20 protein-coding genes are annotated in these 16,989 nt (G+C 69.8%); 8 read left to right on the plus strand and 12 right to left on the minus strand.

What is annotated here, in order from left to right; translation table 11 throughout:
• Window positions 1-3: 3 nt before the first annotated feature.
• Window positions 4-387, minus strand: coding sequence for a cupin domain-containing protein (locus HYZ11_09260; protein ID MBI3127778.1), 384 nt, complete (start codon window positions 385-387; stop codon window positions 4-6).
• A gap of 165 nt (window positions 388-552) precedes the next feature.
• Here HYZ11_09260 and HYZ11_09265 point away from each other — a divergent pair, with 165 nt between their 5' ends.
• From HYZ11_09265 to HYZ11_09280, 4 genes are all read left to right on the plus strand, one after another.
• Complete coding sequence (locus HYZ11_09265; protein MBI3127779.1) at window positions 553-1,005, plus strand: tetratricopeptide repeat protein; 453 nt, start codon at window positions 553-555, stop codon at window positions 1,003-1,005.
• A gap of 121 nt (window positions 1,006-1,126) precedes the next feature.
• On the plus strand, window positions 1,127-2,143 hold the full coding sequence (locus HYZ11_09270; GenBank protein MBI3127780.1) for a hypothetical protein: 1,017 nt from the start codon (window positions 1,127-1,129) through the stop codon (window positions 2,141-2,143).
• A gap of 116 nt (window positions 2,144-2,259) precedes the next feature.
• Entirely contained in the window at window positions 2,260-3,273 is a 1,014-nt protein-coding gene (locus HYZ11_09275; GenBank protein MBI3127781.1) for a hypothetical protein, read from the plus strand.
• A gap of 359 nt (window positions 3,274-3,632) precedes the next feature.
• Window positions 3,633-4,655, plus strand: a complete 1,023-nt coding sequence (locus tag HYZ11_09280; GenBank protein MBI3127782.1) for a hypothetical protein — start codon at window positions 3,633-3,635, stop codon at window positions 4,653-4,655.
• On the opposite strand, the gene HYZ11_09285 is transcribed toward HYZ11_09280, so the two are convergent.
• The 3 genes from HYZ11_09285 to HYZ11_09295 all read right to left on the minus strand — a co-directional run bounded on the left by HYZ11_09285 (window position 4,652) and on the right by HYZ11_09295 (window position 6,572).
• Window positions 4,652-5,053 (minus strand): methylated-DNA--[protein]-cysteine S-methyltransferase, encoded by a 402-nt coding sequence (locus HYZ11_09285; protein ID MBI3127783.1) that lies wholly within the window; start codon window positions 5,051-5,053, stop codon window positions 4,652-4,654. The genes HYZ11_09280 and HYZ11_09285 overlap by 4 nt on opposite strands.
• Window positions 5,054-5,296: 243 nt before the next feature.
• Entirely contained in the window at window positions 5,297-6,013 is a 717-nt protein-coding gene (locus HYZ11_09290) for a maleate cis-trans isomerase (protein MBI3127784.1), read from the minus strand.
• A gap of 214 nt (window positions 6,014-6,227) precedes the next feature.
• Window positions 6,228-6,572 carry a DMT family protein gene (locus tag HYZ11_09295; GenBank protein ID MBI3127785.1) on the minus strand — a complete coding sequence of 115 codons (345 nt, stop codon included), beginning with the start codon at window positions 6,570-6,572 and terminating at the stop codon, window positions 6,228-6,230.
• A 285-nt stretch (window positions 6,573-6,857) separates the two neighbouring features.
• Here HYZ11_09295 and HYZ11_09300 point away from each other — a divergent pair, with 285 nt between their 5' ends.
• Window positions 6,858-7,505 carry a hypothetical protein gene (locus HYZ11_09300; protein MBI3127786.1) on the plus strand — a complete coding sequence of 216 codons (648 nt, stop codon included), beginning with the start codon at window positions 6,858-6,860 and terminating at the stop codon, window positions 7,503-7,505.
• 294 nt (window positions 7,506-7,799) lie between these two features.
• Here the strand turns inward: HYZ11_09300 and HYZ11_09305 are convergent, their stop codons facing one another.
• The 6 genes from HYZ11_09305 to HYZ11_09330 all read right to left on the minus strand — a co-directional run bounded on the left by HYZ11_09305 (window position 7,800) and on the right by HYZ11_09330 (window position 10,583).
• Window positions 7,800-8,162 carry a hypothetical protein gene (locus HYZ11_09305; protein ID MBI3127787.1) on the minus strand — a complete coding sequence of 121 codons (363 nt, stop codon included), beginning with the start codon at window positions 8,160-8,162 and terminating at the stop codon, window positions 7,800-7,802.
• 25 nt (window positions 8,163-8,187) lie between these two features.
• The gene (locus HYZ11_09310; GenBank protein ID MBI3127788.1) at window positions 8,188-8,631 is read right to left on the minus strand and encodes a hypothetical protein; all 444 of its coding nucleotides are present in this window, start codon (window positions 8,629-8,631) and stop codon (window positions 8,188-8,190) included.
• A gap of 57 nt (window positions 8,632-8,688) precedes the next feature.
• Complete coding sequence (locus HYZ11_09315; GenBank protein ID MBI3127789.1) at window positions 8,689-9,042, minus strand: helix-turn-helix transcriptional regulator; 354 nt, start codon at window positions 9,040-9,042, stop codon at window positions 8,689-8,691.
• Window positions 9,043-9,104: 62 nt separating this feature from the next.
• The gene (locus HYZ11_09320) at window positions 9,105-9,887 is read right to left on the minus strand and encodes an enoyl-CoA hydratase/isomerase family protein (GenBank protein ID MBI3127790.1); all 783 of its coding nucleotides are present in this window, start codon (window positions 9,885-9,887) and stop codon (window positions 9,105-9,107) included.
• A gap of 165 nt (window positions 9,888-10,052) precedes the next feature.
• Window positions 10,053-10,280, minus strand: coding sequence for a hypothetical protein (locus HYZ11_09325; protein MBI3127791.1), 228 nt, complete (start codon window positions 10,278-10,280; stop codon window positions 10,053-10,055).
• A gap of 12 nt (window positions 10,281-10,292) precedes the next feature.
• Window positions 10,293-10,583, minus strand: a complete 291-nt coding sequence (locus HYZ11_09330; GenBank protein ID MBI3127792.1) for a hypothetical protein — start codon at window positions 10,581-10,583, stop codon at window positions 10,293-10,295.
• 214 nt (window positions 10,584-10,797) lie between these two features.
• On the opposite strand from HYZ11_09330, the gene HYZ11_09335 reads away from it, so the two are divergent.
• Entirely contained in the window at window positions 10,798-13,077 is a 2,280-nt protein-coding gene (locus tag HYZ11_09335) for a xanthine dehydrogenase family protein (GenBank protein MBI3127793.1), read from the plus strand.
• An 8-nt stretch (window positions 13,078-13,085) separates the two neighbouring features.
• Window positions 13,086-13,325 carry a hypothetical protein gene (locus HYZ11_09340; protein MBI3127794.1) on the plus strand — a complete coding sequence of 80 codons (240 nt, stop codon included), beginning with the start codon at window positions 13,086-13,088 and terminating at the stop codon, window positions 13,323-13,325.
• A gap of 108 nt (window positions 13,326-13,433) precedes the next feature.
• On the opposite strand, the gene HYZ11_09345 is transcribed toward HYZ11_09340, so the two are convergent.
• Window positions 13,434-13,763 (minus strand): hypothetical protein, encoded by a 330-nt coding sequence (locus tag HYZ11_09345; protein MBI3127795.1) that lies wholly within the window; start codon window positions 13,761-13,763, stop codon window positions 13,434-13,436.
• A 424-nt stretch (window positions 13,764-14,187) separates the two neighbouring features.
• Here HYZ11_09345 and HYZ11_09350 point away from each other — a divergent pair, with 424 nt between their 5' ends.
• Window positions 14,188-16,068: an STAS domain-containing protein gene (locus HYZ11_09350; protein ID MBI3127796.1), complete on the plus strand. Its 1,881-nt coding sequence runs from the start codon at window positions 14,188-14,190 to the stop codon at window positions 16,066-16,068.
• Here HYZ11_09350 and HYZ11_09355 read toward each other — a convergent pair.
• Window positions 15,990-16,865 carry a sulfurtransferase gene (locus tag HYZ11_09355; GenBank protein MBI3127797.1) on the minus strand — a complete coding sequence of 292 codons (876 nt, stop codon included), beginning with the start codon at window positions 16,863-16,865 and terminating at the stop codon, window positions 15,990-15,992. The genes HYZ11_09350 and HYZ11_09355 overlap by 79 nt on opposite strands.
• Window positions 16,866-16,989: the final 124 nt, after the last annotated feature.

The raw sequence follows: 16,989 nt of genomic DNA on the forward strand, positions 1-16,989 counted from the left end.
AAGTTACCCCCGCAGCAGGCTCCTGGCCTTCTCCCCCGTGGCCTCGTAAGCGCTCACCTTGCCGCCCGCGCGGGCCGGGTTGAGGGAGAGGACGAACTCCAGCGGCTCCCCGAGCGCCATCACCTCGTGCACCGCCCGGGGCGGGAAATGGAGGAGGGCCCCAGGGCCCGCCTCCGCCACCTCCCCCTCCACCGCGACGCGCGCCCTCCCCTTCGTGATGTAGAGGAACTGCTCCTCGTCGTGGAAGTGGGGGTTCGAGAAAGTGCCGGCGGCCATGCGGAGGTAGCCGATGCTCGCGTTGCGGCCGTCCACCCAGGCGGCGGAGGCGGGGGTGTGCGCGGCGGCGGCGCCTTCCTTGAGATGGGGCAGGTCGGGATGGATGTGCATGGCGTCTCTCCTCGAAAGCCGGTGGCGCGCCGGTCGGATGCATTCCCTCGGGACTCGCGTTATAGTTCAGCCGGCTCGCCGAGCACAAACGCCCAAACCGAGATCGGCCCCCACGCGCGACGGCGCATGCCGCGGGCCGGACCCTTTCTCCCGGAGGATGTCCGGATGAGGCTCGCAGCGCTCGCACTTTCGCTCCTGCTCTCCCTGGCCTTGGCCATCCCCGCCCAGGCCTACGACCCCGCCCGCCATCCCGCGCCGAACCCGCAGGGCGCCTCCTACGACCAGGGCCGCCTCATGCTCCAGGCCGGGGAGTGGGAGCGGGCGGCCGTCCTCTTCCGCCGGGCCGTGGACGAGAACCGCATGGACCACCGCGCCTGGACCCTGCTGGGCTACAGCCTGCGCCAGCAGGGCCGCCACCGGGAGGCCCTCGCCGCCTACGACCAGGCGCTCCGGATCAACCCCGTCTACGCCGAGGCCCTGGAGTACCGGGGCATCGCCCACGCCGCGCTCGGAAACCTCGGCCTCGCCCGGCACGACCACGCGCGCCTCGTGCACCTGGGCTCGCCCCTGGCCGAGGACCTGGCGCGGGCCATCGCGGGGGCGGGGCAGAAGAACTGAGAGCCCGCCCGGCCTAGCAGCAGTATGCTGTAGGGGCAGGCCCCCGTGCCTGCCCTGGGCGGCCACAGGGGGCCGCCCCTACACCACGACCGGGCCCAGTCTGCGAATGAGCGGTCCCCCCATGGACGAGTTCGAGTTCTTCTTCGGGAAGGAATGGTCGGACGGCCTCCCGGTCGTCCCCCCGACCGAGGCGCGCATCGCCGCCATGTTAAAGGGCGCACGGCGCGATCCGGAGGAGGCGCTCGGCCAGGTCCCGCCCGGGCTGGCGGAGGCCACGGTCCGCTCGGTGGCGGTCCACGCCGTGATGGCCGGCTGCAAGCCTGAGTACCTGCCCGTGCTCCTCGCCGGGGTGGAGGCCGTGCTCGACCCGGCCTTCAACATCGCGGGCGTGCAGGCCACCCTCGCCCCGGCCGCGCCCCTCCTCATCGTGAACGGCCCCTATGCGAGGAAGATCGGCCTGCACGGGGGGCTCGGCTGCTTCGGCCCGGGCTTCCGGGCGAACGCGACGATAGGCCGGGCGCTCCGCCTCATCCTGATGAACCTGGGCGCGGGCCTTCCCGGCATCACCGCCATGAGCTCGTTTTCTCACCCCGCGCGTTTCACCTACTGCATCGCCGAGAACGAGGCCGAGAGCCCCTGGGAAGCCCTCTCCGTCACGCGGGGCTTCGGCCCCGGGGAGAACGTGGCGACCGCCGTGGCGGCCGAGGGCCCGGTCATGGTCTGGGACGACGCCAGCGCCTCGCCGGACCGCCTGCTTCCCCCGGTCGCGGAGGTGATGTCCCATCTCGGCTGCTGGAACGTCTGGGCCAGCACGGATCAGGTGGTGGCCCTCACCCCTCAGCAGGCCGCCATCTGCACCAAGGCCGGCCTGGGCAAGGCGGACGTCCACCGGCGGCTCTGCGGGCTGGCGGGCCGCACCGTGCGCGAGCTCAAGCGCGGCGGGCAGTTCCGCCCGAGCCGGATCGCGGACTTCCCTTTCCCGGTCGACCTCGAGGACGACGATCTCTGGGTCCCGACCGTGAAGGAGCCCGAGCGGCTCCTCGTCATCGTGGCGGGCGGGGTGCCCGGCCCCATGACGGCCGTGATGCACGGCTGGAACGGCACCAGCCGCATCGTGAGCCGGGCGTTCGAGGGGTAGGAGGCGCGCGGAATGTAGGGGCGGCCCTCGTGGCCGCCCTTCGATCCGGCGAGACGAATCAGGGCGGGGACAAACCCCGCCCCTACAACAGCCCTTGATTCCCGGAAGATGATCCCATGGACGAGTTCGAGTTCTTTCTGGAGAAGCCCTGGTCGGACGGCCTCCCGGTCGTCACCCCGACGGAGGAGCGCATCGGGCGCATGCTCGCGGGAACCAGGCGCGATCCCGAGGAGCTGATTGGGGTTGTCCCGCCCGCCAACGAGGAGGCCACCGTTCGCGCCGTGGCCGCCCACGCCGTCATGGCGGGGTGCAAGCCCGGGTACCTCCCGGTGGTGCTGGGGGGCCTCGCCCTCATCCTCCGCGAGGAGTTCAACCTGAACGGGGTGCAGGGCACCATGCACGGGGTGGCCCCCCTCATGATGGTGAACGGCCCCCACGCCAGGCGGATCGGCTTACACGGCGGGAACGGCTGCTTCGGCCCGGGCTTCCGCGCCAACGCGACCATCGGCCGCGCCATCCGCCTCATCCTGACCAACCTGGGGGGCGGCATCCCGGGCGTCTCCTCCATGACCGTCCTGGGGAGCCCGCTGCGCTACACCGCCTGCGTGACCGAGAATATCGAGCAGAGCCCCTGGGAGAGCCTGGCCGCCTCCAAGGGCTACGGGCCGGACGAAAACGTCATCACCTGCGCCATGGTGGAGGGCCCGCGCCTCCACTTCGACGACACGAGCGCCGGGCCCGGGCGCCTGCTCGCGGGGATCGCCGACGCCATGACCGGCCTGGGGTCCTGGAATATGCACGCCCGCTCCGACATGGTGGTGGCCATGGGGCCCCAGCACGCCGGCATCTGCGCCAAGGGCGGCCTCTCGCGGCAGGACGTGCACCGGAGGCTCCGCGAGCTGGCGGGCCGGACGGTGGGGGACTTGAAGAGGGGCGGCAACTGGCGGGAGAGCCGGGCGCGGGAGCTCCCGATCAAGGTGGACCCGGATGACGACGGCTTCTTCGTCCCCGCCATCAAGGACCCCTCCGACCTCCAGCTCATCGTGGCCGGGGGCTGGGGCTCCTGCACCGGCGTCTTCCACGGCTGGAGCGGGGGGAGCCGGGCGGTGCACGGGAGGTATGGGGTGTAGATCCGCGCCGGCGCGAGCCGTTGCCTTTTCCCCCTCCCTCCGGGAGGGGGCTGGGGGGAGGGAAAGCCGTCAGGGAATTTCCACCACCCTATCCTCCCCCGGCGGGGGAGGGAGAACCGCGGGTGCTACAGCTGGCTGCCAGGGCGGTCCTTGTGGCTGCCCTTCGATCCGGCGATTTGTCGGAGGTTCTTGCTTTTCTCCCTCTCCCTATGGGAGAGGGCCGGGGTGAGGGAGGGTTGGTGCCCGGCGTCATGTTCCCTCACCCCCTTCCCCTCTCCCAGAGGGAGAGGGGTGACCACAGTTCCATCGCGTCTGTCCCTATGGCGCCGCGATTTATTTGCGGGCGGGAGAAATCCAGCATGACCCAGCCCCCCGACGAATTCGAGTTCTTCTTCGAGAAGCCCTGGTCGGACGGCCTGCCCGTCGTCATCCCCACGGAAGATCGCATCGCGCGCATGCTCTCTGGCACCCGGCGCGGCCCGGAGGAGTCCCTCGGCCCCGTCCCGCCCCTCATGGAGGAGGCGACGGTGCGCTCCGTCGCGGTCCACGCCGTCATGGCGGGCTGCAAGCCCGAGTACCTGCCGGTGGTGCTGGCCGGGCTCGAGGCGATGCTGGAGGATTCCTTCAACCTGAACGGCATCCAGGGGACGCTCAACAGCGTGGCGCCGCTCCTGATCGTGAACGGCCCCTACACCCGGAAGATCGGCCTGCACGGGGGGAGCGGCTGCTTCGGCCCGGGCTTTAGGGCCAACGCCACCATCGGCCGCGCCATCCGGCTCATGCTGCTGAACCTGGGCGGGGGCATCCCGATGGTGGCCTCCATGAGCACCTTCGGCCAGCCCTCGCGCTACACCTACTGCATCGCCGAGAACGAGGCCGAGAGCCCCTGGGAGCCCCTCTCCGTCACCAAGGGCTCGCCCCCCGGGGCGGACGCCGTCACCGTCGTGGCCTGCGAGAACCCCCAGCTCGTGGTGGACGACGGGAGCCGCGGCCCCGAGTCCCTCTGCGCGGCCATCGCGGACGCCATGGCGCACCTCGGCTCCTGGAACCTGTGGACGCGGACCGACCTCGTGGTGGCGCTGAGCCCCCAGCAGGCGGCCATCTGCGCCCGGGCGGGCTGGAGCAAGGCGGATGTCCACAGGAGGCTGATGGAGCGCGCGGGGCGGCCACTGGGGGATTTGAAGAAGTCCGGCCACTACCGGCCGGAGCGGATGGTGGGCCTTCCGATCGACCTGGACGACGACGGCGCCTTCGTCCCCGCCCTGCGCGACCCCTCCGACCTCCACGTGATCGTCGCGGGCGGCGTCCCCGGCCCCCACAGCGCCCTCATGCACGGCTGGAGCGGCGGGAGCCGGTCGGTGCATAGGAGGTATGAGCCCTAGCGCCGCCCCTCACTTTCTTCCAACTCCAGCAGCGCGGCCTTGAGCCCCGTGAGCCTCTTCCCTCTCGCGAATCCCCCGAGCCCGCCCGAGCCCGCGACGACGCGGTGTCAGGGCACGACGAGGGGCACGGGGTTGCGGCCCATGGCCTGGCCCACGGCGCGGGCGGCGCCGGGCCTGCCGATCTTCTGGGCGATCCAGCCGTAGGAGCGCGTCCCGCCGTAGGGGATGCGGGCGGCCTCGCGCAGCACGGCCCGGACGAAGGGGGTGCAGGCCGAGAGGTCGGCCCGCACGGTGAAGGCGCGGCGCCTGCCGGCCAGGTACTCGGCGATCTCCCGCCGGGCCTTCTTCGCCAGGGGGGAGCCGTCCTCCCCGCCCTCCGCCTCGTCCTCGCGGAGCATCCCGATCCCGCAGACGCCCCGCGCCGAGGCGCGCACGGTGAACTCGTCCTTCACGCGGGCGAGCCAGGGGGTGTCATCGGCCGTGAATAATTCCGGATGAGGATTCATCGATCTTCCCGTTCTAAGGATCTGCTCGCGCTGTCATTCTGAGCGAAGCGAAGAATCTCGGTGTGGCCTTGAACCGAGATTCTTCACTCCGCTTCGCTCCGTTCAGAATGACGTCCTTTGGCGGTTGTTCTTGCCCTACTTCCTCGCCGCGCTCAGGCGCTCGCGCAGCAGCGCCCCGCCGAGCCGGCCCCGGCCCTCGTAGCCGGCCGTCCGGAGGGTGTGCCACAGGGCGGTGGTGTTGCTGGTGAGGACGGGCTTGCCGAGATCGCGCTCGAGCCGGTCGATGACCTCCAGCGAGCGGAAGTTGGTGCAGCTGATGAAGATGCCCTCGGCCTCGGGGGCATCCACCTCGCGGGCCAGGGCCTCGGCGTTCCCGGGGGGGAGAAAGGCGGGGCACTCGACGTTCTGGCCCTTCTCCCGCACCACCGCGATGCCGTGGTCCTTGAGGAAGCCGCCCAGGCGGTCGTTCAGCCACTGGGGATAAGGCGAGGCGACGGCCACCTTCGCGATGCCCATCTCCCGCATGGCCTCGACCAGGGCGGTCGCGGTGGTGGTGGCGGGGATGCCGGTCTTCTCCTGGATGACCTGGGTGATCTCAAGGTCCATGCCCGGGCGCACGAAGCTCCCGCCCGTGCAGCCGAAGCAGATGGCGTCGAGCCTGGCGTGGCCCAGCAATTCGGCCAGGTGGGGCACCTCGTGGATCATGCGGAGGAGGGTCTCCTCCTCGTCGTTCGTGTGGTGGATGCGGGTGAAGTGGACCGAGACGCCCTCGGGGGCCATGCGGGCGCACTCGTATTCCATGACGGTGTTCCAGGAGGGGACGATGAAGCCCAGCTTTTTCACCCAATCCATGATGGCTCTCCTCGGGATGGGGGGGAGCGGCGCCCTCAAGGCCCAGGCAGCGATCCGTTCATGATAGTGGATGCCCGCGCGGGCGGGCAAGGCGGGGGAAAACGGGGAGGGTCAAGGGCACCCCCGGCTGTCGGCGCCTTCCTCCCCCTCCCTCCGACCGCCCTCACCCTACCCTCTCCCAGGGGGAGAGGGAAAACCCCTCCTTCTCTTACCTTTACCGCGCCGCTTCTCCCCCCGGCAGGGTGGCCACCGCCACGGCCAGGAACACGAGCCCGATGGCCACGGCCTCGTTCCAGCGGGGCAGCTCGTTCAGGTAGAGCTTGGCGAAGGCGACGAAGACGGTGAGGGTGATGGCCTCCTGGAGGATCTTGAGCTGGGAGGCGGTGAAGAGGCCGTGCCCCCACCGGTTGGCGGGCACCTGGAGGCAGTACTCGAAGAACGCGAGCAGCCAGCTCAGGAGCACCACCTTCCAGAGGTCGGTCTGCTTGAACTTGAGGTGGCCGTACCAGGCCAGGGTCATGAAGACGTTCGAGGCGACGAGCAGCAGGACGGTGAGCATGGGGGGCGCGCTTCCTCCGGCGCGGCGCGAAGGGGCGAAGCGCGGGGGGCCGGCTTCTCGGCCGGGGGGCGGGCCGCACCCCCGCCCGGCGCGGGCCGACTCTAGCACATCCTGCCCCCGGCCCCCGAGTCCTTTTCCCGGGGATTTTCCTCCGCCGGCGAAGGTTAATTCCCCGTTACGTTGCGGGCATTCCCGCATTGTGAGGGGCCCGCGCGGGCGGTACACACAGGGGCAGGAGATTCATCCGCGCGCGTTGCGCGGCCCGGCCGCCGCCGGGGGGCCAGCATGCCCCGCTCGAAGCCCCGGTTCCTTGCACTGGCCGCCGCCCTCTTCTTCCTCTCCCTGGTTCCCCGGGAGGCCGGCACCGAGCCCGAGATCCCGCCCCGGCTCGAGAGCGCCCTGCGGCTGCTCGAATCCGTGCCCGAGGGCGGGCCGCTCGCCGCCTTCATCCGGCGGGGCGGCGTCCGCCTCCATTTCGGGACGTGCCGGATCGCCATCGAGAGCACCCAGGCCTCGGCCTGCTTCGACCACCGCTCCCGGGCCATCACCGTCTCGCGGGACCTCGATGAGGCGCCCCTCGACTTCCTCGCCGCCCTCATCGCCCACGAGGCGACCCACGCCGAGCGCAGCGTCCAGACCCAGATCGGCTACCTCTTCCGGCCCTCCCCCGAGGCCCGCCTCCAGCTCATGCTCGTGGAGGAGGCGGCGGCCTACCGCGCGCAGGTGCGGGTCTGGCGCGTCCTCCGGAACCGGCCCGGGGCCTCCGAGTCCGAGGGGGCGCCCTGGCAGCGCACCCGGGCGATGGAGCACCTGGCCCGGCGGGTGGAGAAGCAGGCGACGGAGGAGGACCTCATCCGCCTCATCGCGCGCGACATGGGCTACAGCGCCTACTACGGCGAGAAGCCCGCGGGGGCCTCGGCGGGGATCGAGTAGGGGGCGCCGTTTTTCTCCCACCCCATTTCTCTGGCGTCGTCTTTAGAGAATATTAGAGGCGTTCATGAATTGGACTTCCCCCCTCCCCCTCCGGGGGAGGGTTGGGGTGGGGGAGCGCCCATTTGCGGCTTTCCCTCCCCCTGCCCCCTCCCGCCTATGCGGGCCGAAGCCCCTCTAGCCGCCTTCGCGAAGCCCGCTTCGGCGGGCGAAGGCCCGGCGGGAGGGGGTATTTTCGAGTCATTCACCCGCAGCATGGCCGACCTCTTCCCAGCGGCGGGCTTCCAACCCGCCCCTTCACCGGACCAGCACCCCCGGCGGCCGGCCCCGCCCCTCGACGAAGCCCGCGTCCGCCCCCGCCAGCCCGAGCTGGGCCAGCGCCTCCTCGAGTTCGCCGTCGGGCGAGAGGCGGATGGCCCGCCGGCTGGGCCGCTCCCCGGCGGCGAGGTCGCCCGCCGTCACGAACACCTCGGGCGCCAGGGCCCCCTCCAGGTCCCTCCCGTCGAGCAGCCCCACCAGCCGGCCGCCCTCCGGGCGGACACCCTCGAAGACCGCCACCCAGGGCGCGTTCTTGCGGTTCATGGCGAGCCAGGCCTCGCGCGCGTCGTCCTCGGCCTGGACCAGGACCACGGCCTGGAGGAAGGTCTCGCGGAGCTTCATGGAAGCTCTTTCGACGCTGCCGCCGTCACCTTGCGAAGGCCCACCGGCACAACCCCCAGAGGACGACGGCATACAGGACGTGGGGCACGAGGGAAGCCGGGATCAGCTTTGGGCTCACGCCCAGGCCCAGGAACCCCCACCCCATGAACGGGAAGAAAACCACCAGGATCACCACCCACAGGAAAAGGCTGAGCGCGAGGGCATTCCAGAAGCTCAGGTTGTCTCGGAACAACACCACGAAGGCCAGGGTCCAGAAGGTCAGGTAGGCCACGTGGAAGAGAAGCCCCACCGGGAGGGGCAGCGGGCGGCCCAGGAGGGTTTCGGCGAAGGCCAGGCTCGGCTGCTTGGGCATGGGCGCGAGACCCAGCGCGAAGGCCGGGACCATCACGGCCGATAGGATCAGCGAGACGAGAACCCCCACGGCCAGCGCCTTCCCGATTTCCCTTCCCTCGAGTCGATGGATTCTCATTCTTGCGCCTCCTCATCTTCGTCCGGCCGGCGGCAATGGCGATCCTTTTTTCGGCTCTCATGAACGGCGGTTATCGTTGGAGTCCTCCGGCCTGCAGGCGGGCGGGCACCCCTCGGCGCTCCGCCCGCAGCAGTTCTCGGTCAGGTAGTCCACCAGCCCCCGGATCGTCTCGTAGCTCGCCGCGTACACGATGCTCCGCCCCTTCCGCTCGGATGTGATGAGGCCCGCGTGGCGCAGGCGCGCGAGGTGGAAGGAGACGGAGTTCGGGGGCCTCCCGAGCTGGCGGCCGATCTCGCCTGCGGGCAGCCCCTCCGGCCCCGCCTGGACCAGCAGGCGGAAGAGGGCCAGCCGCGCCCCGTGGGCCAGGGCGGCCAGGCGTTCGACGGAATCAGAAGCGGCTCTCATTTCCATATTTCAAGTATATTTGAAATATGTGGAAGAAGCAACCCTTTCTGGGGAAGCCTCCTCCCGCCCTACTCGCCCCTAAACACCGGCTTGCGCTTCTCGCGGAAGGCGGCGAGAGCCTCGGCGAAGTCCCGGGTGTAGTTGAGGGGGAGCCTGAGCGCGTTCGAGAACTCGATGGCCTGGGGCAGCGCCATCTCGGCCGCGTTCTGGATGACCTTCTTGGCGGCGCGCACCCCGAGGGGGCCGTTGTCGCGGATCTGGCCGGCGAGGGCGCGGGCCTCCTCCATGAGGCGCTCCTTGGGGTGGGCGCGGTTCACGAAGCCGATGCGCTCGGCTTCCCTGCCGTCGAAGCGCTTGGCGGTGTAGATGAGCTCGGCCGCGAGCCCGGGGGCGAGGAGGCGGGGGAGGCGCACCGTGCCCCCGGCGCCGGGGAAGATGCCCAGCGCGCACTCGGGGAAGCAGAGCACCGCGTCCTCGGCGGCGAGGCGCATGTCGCAGGCCAGCGCGATCTCCATCCCGAAGCCGAAGCAGGGGCCGTTGATGGCGGCCAGGGTGGGCATGGGGAGGCGCTCCCACAGGGTGACGGCCTCCATGCCGGTGAGCTGGAAGCGGTCGGCCTCCTCCTTGGTGTGCGCGGCGCTCTCCTTCAGGTCCCGTCCGGTGGAGAAGGCGCGGCCCCCTCCGGTCAGGATGACGGCGCGCACGCCCTTTTCCTCCGCCAGCGCGAGGGAGAGGGCGCGCAGCTCCCCGGCCATGTTCATGCCCAGGGCGTTCAGGCGCTCGGGGCGGTCCAGGGTGACGGTGGCGAGGCCGTCCGCCTCCTCGTAGCGGATCTCCTTGAACGCGCGCACGGGGCCTCCTCCTGGAATCAATTTGCTCCGCCCAAATTCGTAGGGGCGTTCAATTGAACGCCCCTACGACAAACCGCCATGTCCACCTGTAGGGGCGGCCCCCCGTGGCCGCCCCGGCCGGGGCAGGCACGGGGGCCTGCCCCTACGGAAATCATCGCCCCCCCCTCACGCCTTCAGGTGGCTCACCACCTCGTCGAGGTAGCGCGCGGCGACGGCGCGCATCTCGTGGGGCTGGAGGTTGCTCACCGGGTGGGGAAGCTGGACGTAGGGATGCCCGGCCATGCCCTTGCCCTTGAACTGGAAGTCCGCCGCGTTCTTGAAGGCCTCGGTGATGATGGTGGTGGCGGGGACGCCCCGTTTCTCGAACTCGACCGTGTCGTGCACACTGCACAACGTGCAGGACCCTCACCCCCCCAGCGCCGCGATGGCGACGTCCACCTCCTTGGCCATGTCCTCGATCAGATCGTCGGGAGCCGGCTTCGAGTAGTGCTCCTTGCGGCGCATCACGACCTTCGACACGTCGTAGCGCTCGCGCAGGAGGTCGCCCAGGGTCTGGAGGATGATGTCGGCCTGCTCCTTGGTGTTGTCGAGGAGCCCGACCACCTTGCCGGAGAGGGCCGCGGGGCGGGGCGCCTTGGGGACGCTCTTCTTGCTCCCCCCCGCCGTGGGGTCCACGAAGCCGAGGTTTCCTGCCATGGAGGGCTCCTTTCGTAAGCCGTTTTGGGGCGCCATCTTAGCCCCCGCTCCGGAGGCGTGTCCATAGGGGCACTTCCCGGGGCGGGCCGGAAATTGTATGAATATGGGCAAAACCGGACCCGCTGATTTCGGTCCAAAAGGTCCGCTAATTCACCGGCCCGCGCGAGCCCCGCGGCTCGCCGCTCCCCGCGCCAATCCGCTTCGGAGGTTCCGCATGAGCGAGTTCGCCATCGTCGGCAAGCCCAACCCGCGCTTCGACGCCCTGCCCAAGGCCGACGGGTCGCTTCCCTACGGCGAGGACCAGATCCCCGCCAACGCCCTGCACTGCGGCCTCCTCTACAGTCCGGTGCCCTGCGGCAAGCTCAAGAGGCTCGACACCTCGGCCGCCGAGCGCGTCCCCGGCGTCGCGGCCGTCCTCACGGCCAAGGACGTGCCGGGCAAGAACGAGCACTACGGCTCGGGCTACCCGCCCCACCCCTCCCAGCCCATCTTCGCGAAGGAGGATATCCGCTACACCGGGGACGTGCTGGCCCTCGTGGGGGCCGAGACGCGCGATGCGGTGGAGGCCGCCATCGCCGCCATCAAGGTCGAGATCGAGGCGGCCGAGGGCGTCTGGACCACCCGCCACACCGAGCCCGGCGCCGAGGCGCGCAAGGTGTGCGACTTCGAGGTCCGCCGCGGGAACGCCGAGGAAGCGCTCTCGAGGGCCGACGTGGTGATCGAGCGCACCTACCGCACCCAGCTCGCCGAGCACGCCTTCCTCGAGCCGGCCTCCGGCACCTCCTGGATCGACGCGGACGGCGTCGTCACCATCCGGGTGGGCACCCAGCTCATCGAGAACTACCGGGCGGTGGCGGCGGTGCTGGGGCTCCCCCACAGCAAGGTGCGGGTGCTGGGCACCTTCGTGGGCGGAGGCTTCGGGGCCAAGGGGGTGATGACGGTGGAGCCCTACCTCGCCCTCCTGACCTGGAAGACCAAGCGCCCGGCCGTCATGGTGATCGGCCGCGAGCACGGCATCCGCTCCACCATGAAGAAGCACCCCTTCGAGATGCGCTACCGCACGGGCGTGAGCCGCGACGGGAAGATTCTCGCCGTGGACGCCGACATCGTCGGGGACGCGGGGGCCTACCCGCACAAGACCAACCTCTTCCTGCTGGGCGCCATGTGCATCGCCGCCGGGCCCTACGAGATCGAGAACGTCCGGGTGCGCGCCCACGGCTATCTCACCAACAACCCCATCACCAACGCCATGCGCGGGGTGGGCTCGAACCAGGTCTGCTTCGCCTACGAGAGCCAGCTCGAGCTGGCCGCCCAGGCCCTCGGCATGGATGCGATGGAGCTCCGGCGCCGCAACTTCATCCAGAAGGGGGGCAAGCTCCCGACCGGCCAGCCCATCGTCAACTCGCCCAACCTGGAGGGCTGCCTCGGCGCGGTGCTCAAGGCGCTCGGGCCCCGGCCCCAGGCCCGGCCCGGCAAGCGCATCGGCCGGGGCGTCGCCGCCAACATCACCGGCTACGGGCGCCCCTTCGACGCGGCCGAGGCCGCCGTCCACATGGAGAACGACGGGAGCGCCGTGGTGCGGGTGAGCGCCCCCGACATCGGCGCGGGCCAGGGGGCGACGCTACTCTCCATCGCCGCCGAGGAGCTGGGCCTGGGGCTCGGCCAGGTGAGCATCCACCTCTCCGACTCGGCCACCACGCCGCTCTCGGGCATCACGGCCGGGAGCCGGCAGACCCTGATGGCGGGCAACTCGGTCCGCGCGGCGGCAGAGACCATCAAGAACGGGCTCTTGAAGGGCGCGGGCGCGCTCTTGGAGGCCGCGGCCGAGGACGTGCGCATGGCGGGCGGCGAGGCCTGGGTGGCCTCCGCCCCCGAGCGCCGGGTGAAGATGAACCTCGTCGTGGCCAAGGCGAAGGAGCTCAAGCAGCAGCTCCACTGCACCCAGAACCTCAACCTCCCCCCCCACGTCTACGAGAACCCCCAGCGCTACATGGGGGGCCTGGGCGGCTGGGCGGACTACACCTTCGGGGTCCACGCCACCGACGTCGAGGTGGACGCCGAGACGGGCGAGGTGCAGGTGCTCCGCCACGTGGCCTGCCACGACGTGGGCCGGGCCTTGAACCCCATCAGCGTCGAGGGCCAGTTCGAGGGAGGGGCCGTCATGGGCATCGGCTACGCCCTGCACGAGGAGATCACCATGCAGAAGGGCGTCTGCCGCTCCCAGAGCTTCCACGAGTACCTGATCCCCACCTCCTCCGACATCGGGGAGTTCCAGTCCATCATCCTCGAGTGCGGGGAGGGGGACGGCCCCTGGGGGGCGCGCGGGGTGGGGGAGCCTCCCTGCAACAACGCCCCGGCGGCGGTGGCGCTGGCGGTGGGGGACGCGATCGGGACGAGGCTCCTCGACCTCCCCGTCACCCCCGAGCGCGTCGCCCGCGCCGCGATGGAGGCCAAGAAGAACGGAAGGAACGGGCACGGAAGGCAGGCGGCGTGAGGGGGGCAATGGACAAGGACGACGAAATGCGGCGGCCGAAGCTCGAAGCGTTGCACGAGGAACTTGCCCGAGGCGAGGCGAGCGGCATCGCCGAGGGCTTTTCGATGGACCGTTTGTTGGAGGAGTTGGACAAAGGAGCGCAGGACTTGGCGAACGGCCGAATGATTGTCCTTAAAGATGATAAGGTCTTGCGGAAGTTTTTTGCGAGGTTGAAACGAAATTCCTCCGATTGTGATCCCCGCCGATAAATCACGGGCGGCAGAACCATGTTTTCCGTAGGGGAGATGGCCGGATAAGAAATAGGGGCGAACACAAGGTTCGCCCCTGCCGATCTCAATCCCACTGCACCGAGAGGGCTACTGCTGTTGCTGCGGCTCGCCCGCGGGGGGCTGGGGCTGGGCGGGCGCCATGCTCCCCGGCGGACGCTCCCTCGTTCTTTGCTGCTCCTGAACCCCCTGGACCTCGCCGGGGGGCAGGGACCGGCTCTCGCCGGGTCCCCTCATCTGGCCGCCCCCGGTTCCTCCACCGAAGCCTCCGCCGCCTCCCCCTCCCATCCGGCCTCCGCCCCCCATTCCGCCCCCGCCCCGGGCGGCGAGGAGAAGGGGCTCCGGCCCGCCCGCGCTTGCCCCCAGGGGCGCGGCGAGGGAGAGGGCGAGCGCGGCGGCCAGGATTGCGGTCCGTTTCATGACGCACCTCCGAAAAGAGCGGGATGGCCCGTACATGACGGGCGATGATGGCCGGGGCATCTCTTTCCGCAGCCACACGGCAGATTCAGGATTTAATCATCCGCTTTCGTGGGGGATACGACGCGCCCGGGTTCCGGGTGTGGCGCGGGTCGAGACGCTACGCTCCTATGAGTGACTTAGGGCTGAGCCGGCCCCTCTTTGCCAGGAATAAGCCGTCACCCGGAGCGTTCCTAGGCCAGATGACATTTCCGGGGGCGATCGCGCCGTGGCATCCCCGGCAACTGAATAGGGGGCCGGCGACACACCGAGCCCCAGGGCGCAGGAAGGGCCGTGTGGGGCCGCATCTCCACACGGTCTTTTTTTGTCCGTTGATGAGGGGGGACGGATTTAGATAGGGTCCGCAACCCGCCATCTAAAAAATTTCATGTGCGCTCCGGAGACTTTTTTCGCCGCCGTTCGGACGTGGCCGAGCGTGTATACGCCAAAGCTTGTCACGGAATTGAAGGGGTACGACAGAGGGAAACTGGTTTCCGATTTGTTCGCGGGGATCACGGTGGGCGTGGTGGCCCTGCCGCTGGCCATGGCCTTCGCGATCGCCAGCGGCCTCCCGCCCGAGCGCGGCCTGTTCACGGCGATCGTGGCGGGGCTCATGATCTCCGCCCTGGGTGGGAGCAAGGTCCAGATCGGCGGGCCGACCGGGGCCTTCGTGGTCATCGTCTCCGGCATCGTGGGACAGTACGGCTACGCCGGGCTGGCGCTGTGCACCCTGATGGCCGGGGTGCTCCTCATCCTCTTCGGGCTGTTCCGGCTGGGGGGACTGATCCGGTTCATCCCGTTCCCGGTCACCACGGGCTTCACGACCGGGATCGCCGTGGTCATCTTTTCCACCCAGATCAAGCCGCTGCTCGGCCTGCGCATGGAGGCCGTCCCGTCCGAGTTCCTTCCCCAGTGGCAGGCCTACCTGGCGCATCTGGACAGCCTGAACTTCTCGGCGGCCGCGCTCGGCGCAGGCACCATCGGGCTCATCCTGCTCGTCCGCAGGCTCTTCCCCCGGTGGCCCGCGCTGCTCATCGGCATGGCCGCCGCCGCCGCCGCCTCTTCATGGCTGGGGCTGGACGTGGAGACGATAGGCGCCAGGTTCGGCGACCTGCCCCGCGTCCTCCCCGCGCCCTCGCTGCCCGAGGTCCGCTGGGAGGACATCGGGGGGCTCCTCAAGCCCGCGATGACGGTCGCGCTCCTGGCCGCGGTCGAGTCCCTGCTCTCGGCCTCGGTGGCAGACGGGATGATCGGCGGCCACCACCGCCCGAACGCGGAGCTGATCGCCCAGGGTGCCGCCAACATCGGCAGCGTCATCTTCGGAGGGATTCCCGCCACGGGCGCCATCGCCCGCACGGCGACTAACGCGAGGAGCGGCGCCCGGACGCCGGTGGCGGGCATAATCCACGCCCTCGTCCTGATGGCGCTCCTCCTCCTCTTCGCGCCCCTGGCCAAGCAAATCCCGCTCGCCGCGCTGGCCGGCATCCTCGTGGTGGTGAGCTACAACATGAGCGAGCTCCACCACTTCCGCTCCATCCTGAAGGGGCCGAAGAGCGACGCCTTCGTGCTGGCGCTCACCTTCGTGCTCACCGTGGTGTTCGACCTCACCCTGGCGGTGGAGGTGGGCATCGCGCTCGCGGCCCTCCTGTTCATCCGGCAGATGTCGAAGATCACCAACGTCAGCATGGTCACCAGCCCGGCGGCGGGGGATGGCGACCGGCGGGAGGACCTGCGCGCCATCTCCCTGCGGGAAGTTCCCCACGGCGTGGAGGTGTTCGAGGTCAACGGCCCCTTCTTCTTCGGGATGATCGACACCTTCAAGAACGCCGTCCGGAACGTGAAGTGCCCCACGCCGGTGCTCATCATCCGCATCCGGAACGTCCAGGCGATGGACGCGACCGGCATCCACACGCTGCGGGAACTGAGGCACCGGTGCGGCCGGGAGGGGACGGCCCTCGTCTTCTCGGGGGTGAATCCACAGCCCCTCGCCGCCTTCCAGCGTTCCGGGCTGATGCAGGAGGTCGGCCGGGAGAATTTCTGCGCCAACATCGACGAGGCCCTCGCCCGCGCCCGGGCGATCCTGGCCGGGCTGGAGCGGGAGGAAGCGGTGGAGAGCCCCTCCCCTTGGGCCCAAGCAAAATGGCCCTCCCCTTTCACGGGGAGGGCCGAACGTTTCCCTCGGGATTTTTCTCAGGGCTTCCCGGGCTCGGGCCCCTTGGCGACGGGGGCGCCGACGAGGTTGCCCCACTCGGTCCAGGAGCCGTCGTAGTTGCGGACGTTGTCGTAGCCGAGGAGGAACTTGAGCACGAACCAGCTGTGGCTCGATCGCTCCCCGATGCGGCAGTAGGCGACGACGGGCTTGTCGGGGGTGACGCCCTTGCCCTTGTAGAGGGCCTCGAGCTCCTCGCGCGGCTTGAAGGAGCCATCCTCCTTCACGGCCTGGCCCCAGGGGATGTTGGCCGCCCCGGGAATGTGGCCGCCCCGCTGGCAGGTCTCGTTCAGCCCCGGAGGGGCGAGGATCTTCCCGGTGTACTCGTCCGGGGAGCGTACGTCCACAAGGGCGAAGGACTTCCCGTTGGAGAGCAGCTCCTCCACGTCCCGGCGGTAGGCGCGGAAGCTCTTGTTCATCCGGGCGGGGTCCACCTTATAGCTCCCGGCGGGATGCTTGGGGGCCCCGGTGGTGAGGGGGCGGTTCTCCTTGAGCCACTTCACGCGCCCCCCGTCCATGAGGCGGGCGTCCCCGTGGCCGTAGTACTTGAGCTGCCAGACGAACCAGGCGGCGAACCAGTTGTTGTTGTCGCCGTAGGCCACGATGGTGGTGTTGTTCGAGATGCCGAGGTCGCTCAGCAGCTTCTCCCAGTCCTGGTTCGAGAGGAGATCGCGGCGCACCTGGTCGGTGAGCTGGCTGTCCCAGCTCACCCCTACGGCGCCCTCGATGTGGCCCTTCTCGTAGGACGAGGTGTCGACGTCCACCTCGACCAGGCGGACGTTGGGATCCTTGCCGTGCTGGGCGACCCAGTCGGTGGAGGCGAGGACCTCCGGATGGGCGTAGTTGGTGGTAGCCATGGGCGGTGACCTCCTTGCTTGATGCGTGACATGCCGGCGGAAAGTACGGATTCGCGCGAACCATATACAAATAGATATATGACCAAAACAGTCAGTTTTGCAAGGGAAAATTTGGCCCTTCGGG

The sequence above is a fragment of the Candidatus Tectomicrobia bacterium genome (genome assembly GCA_016192135.1).
Taxonomy (GTDB): Bacteria; UBA8248; UBA8248; order UBA8248; family UBA8248; genus 2-12-FULL-69-37.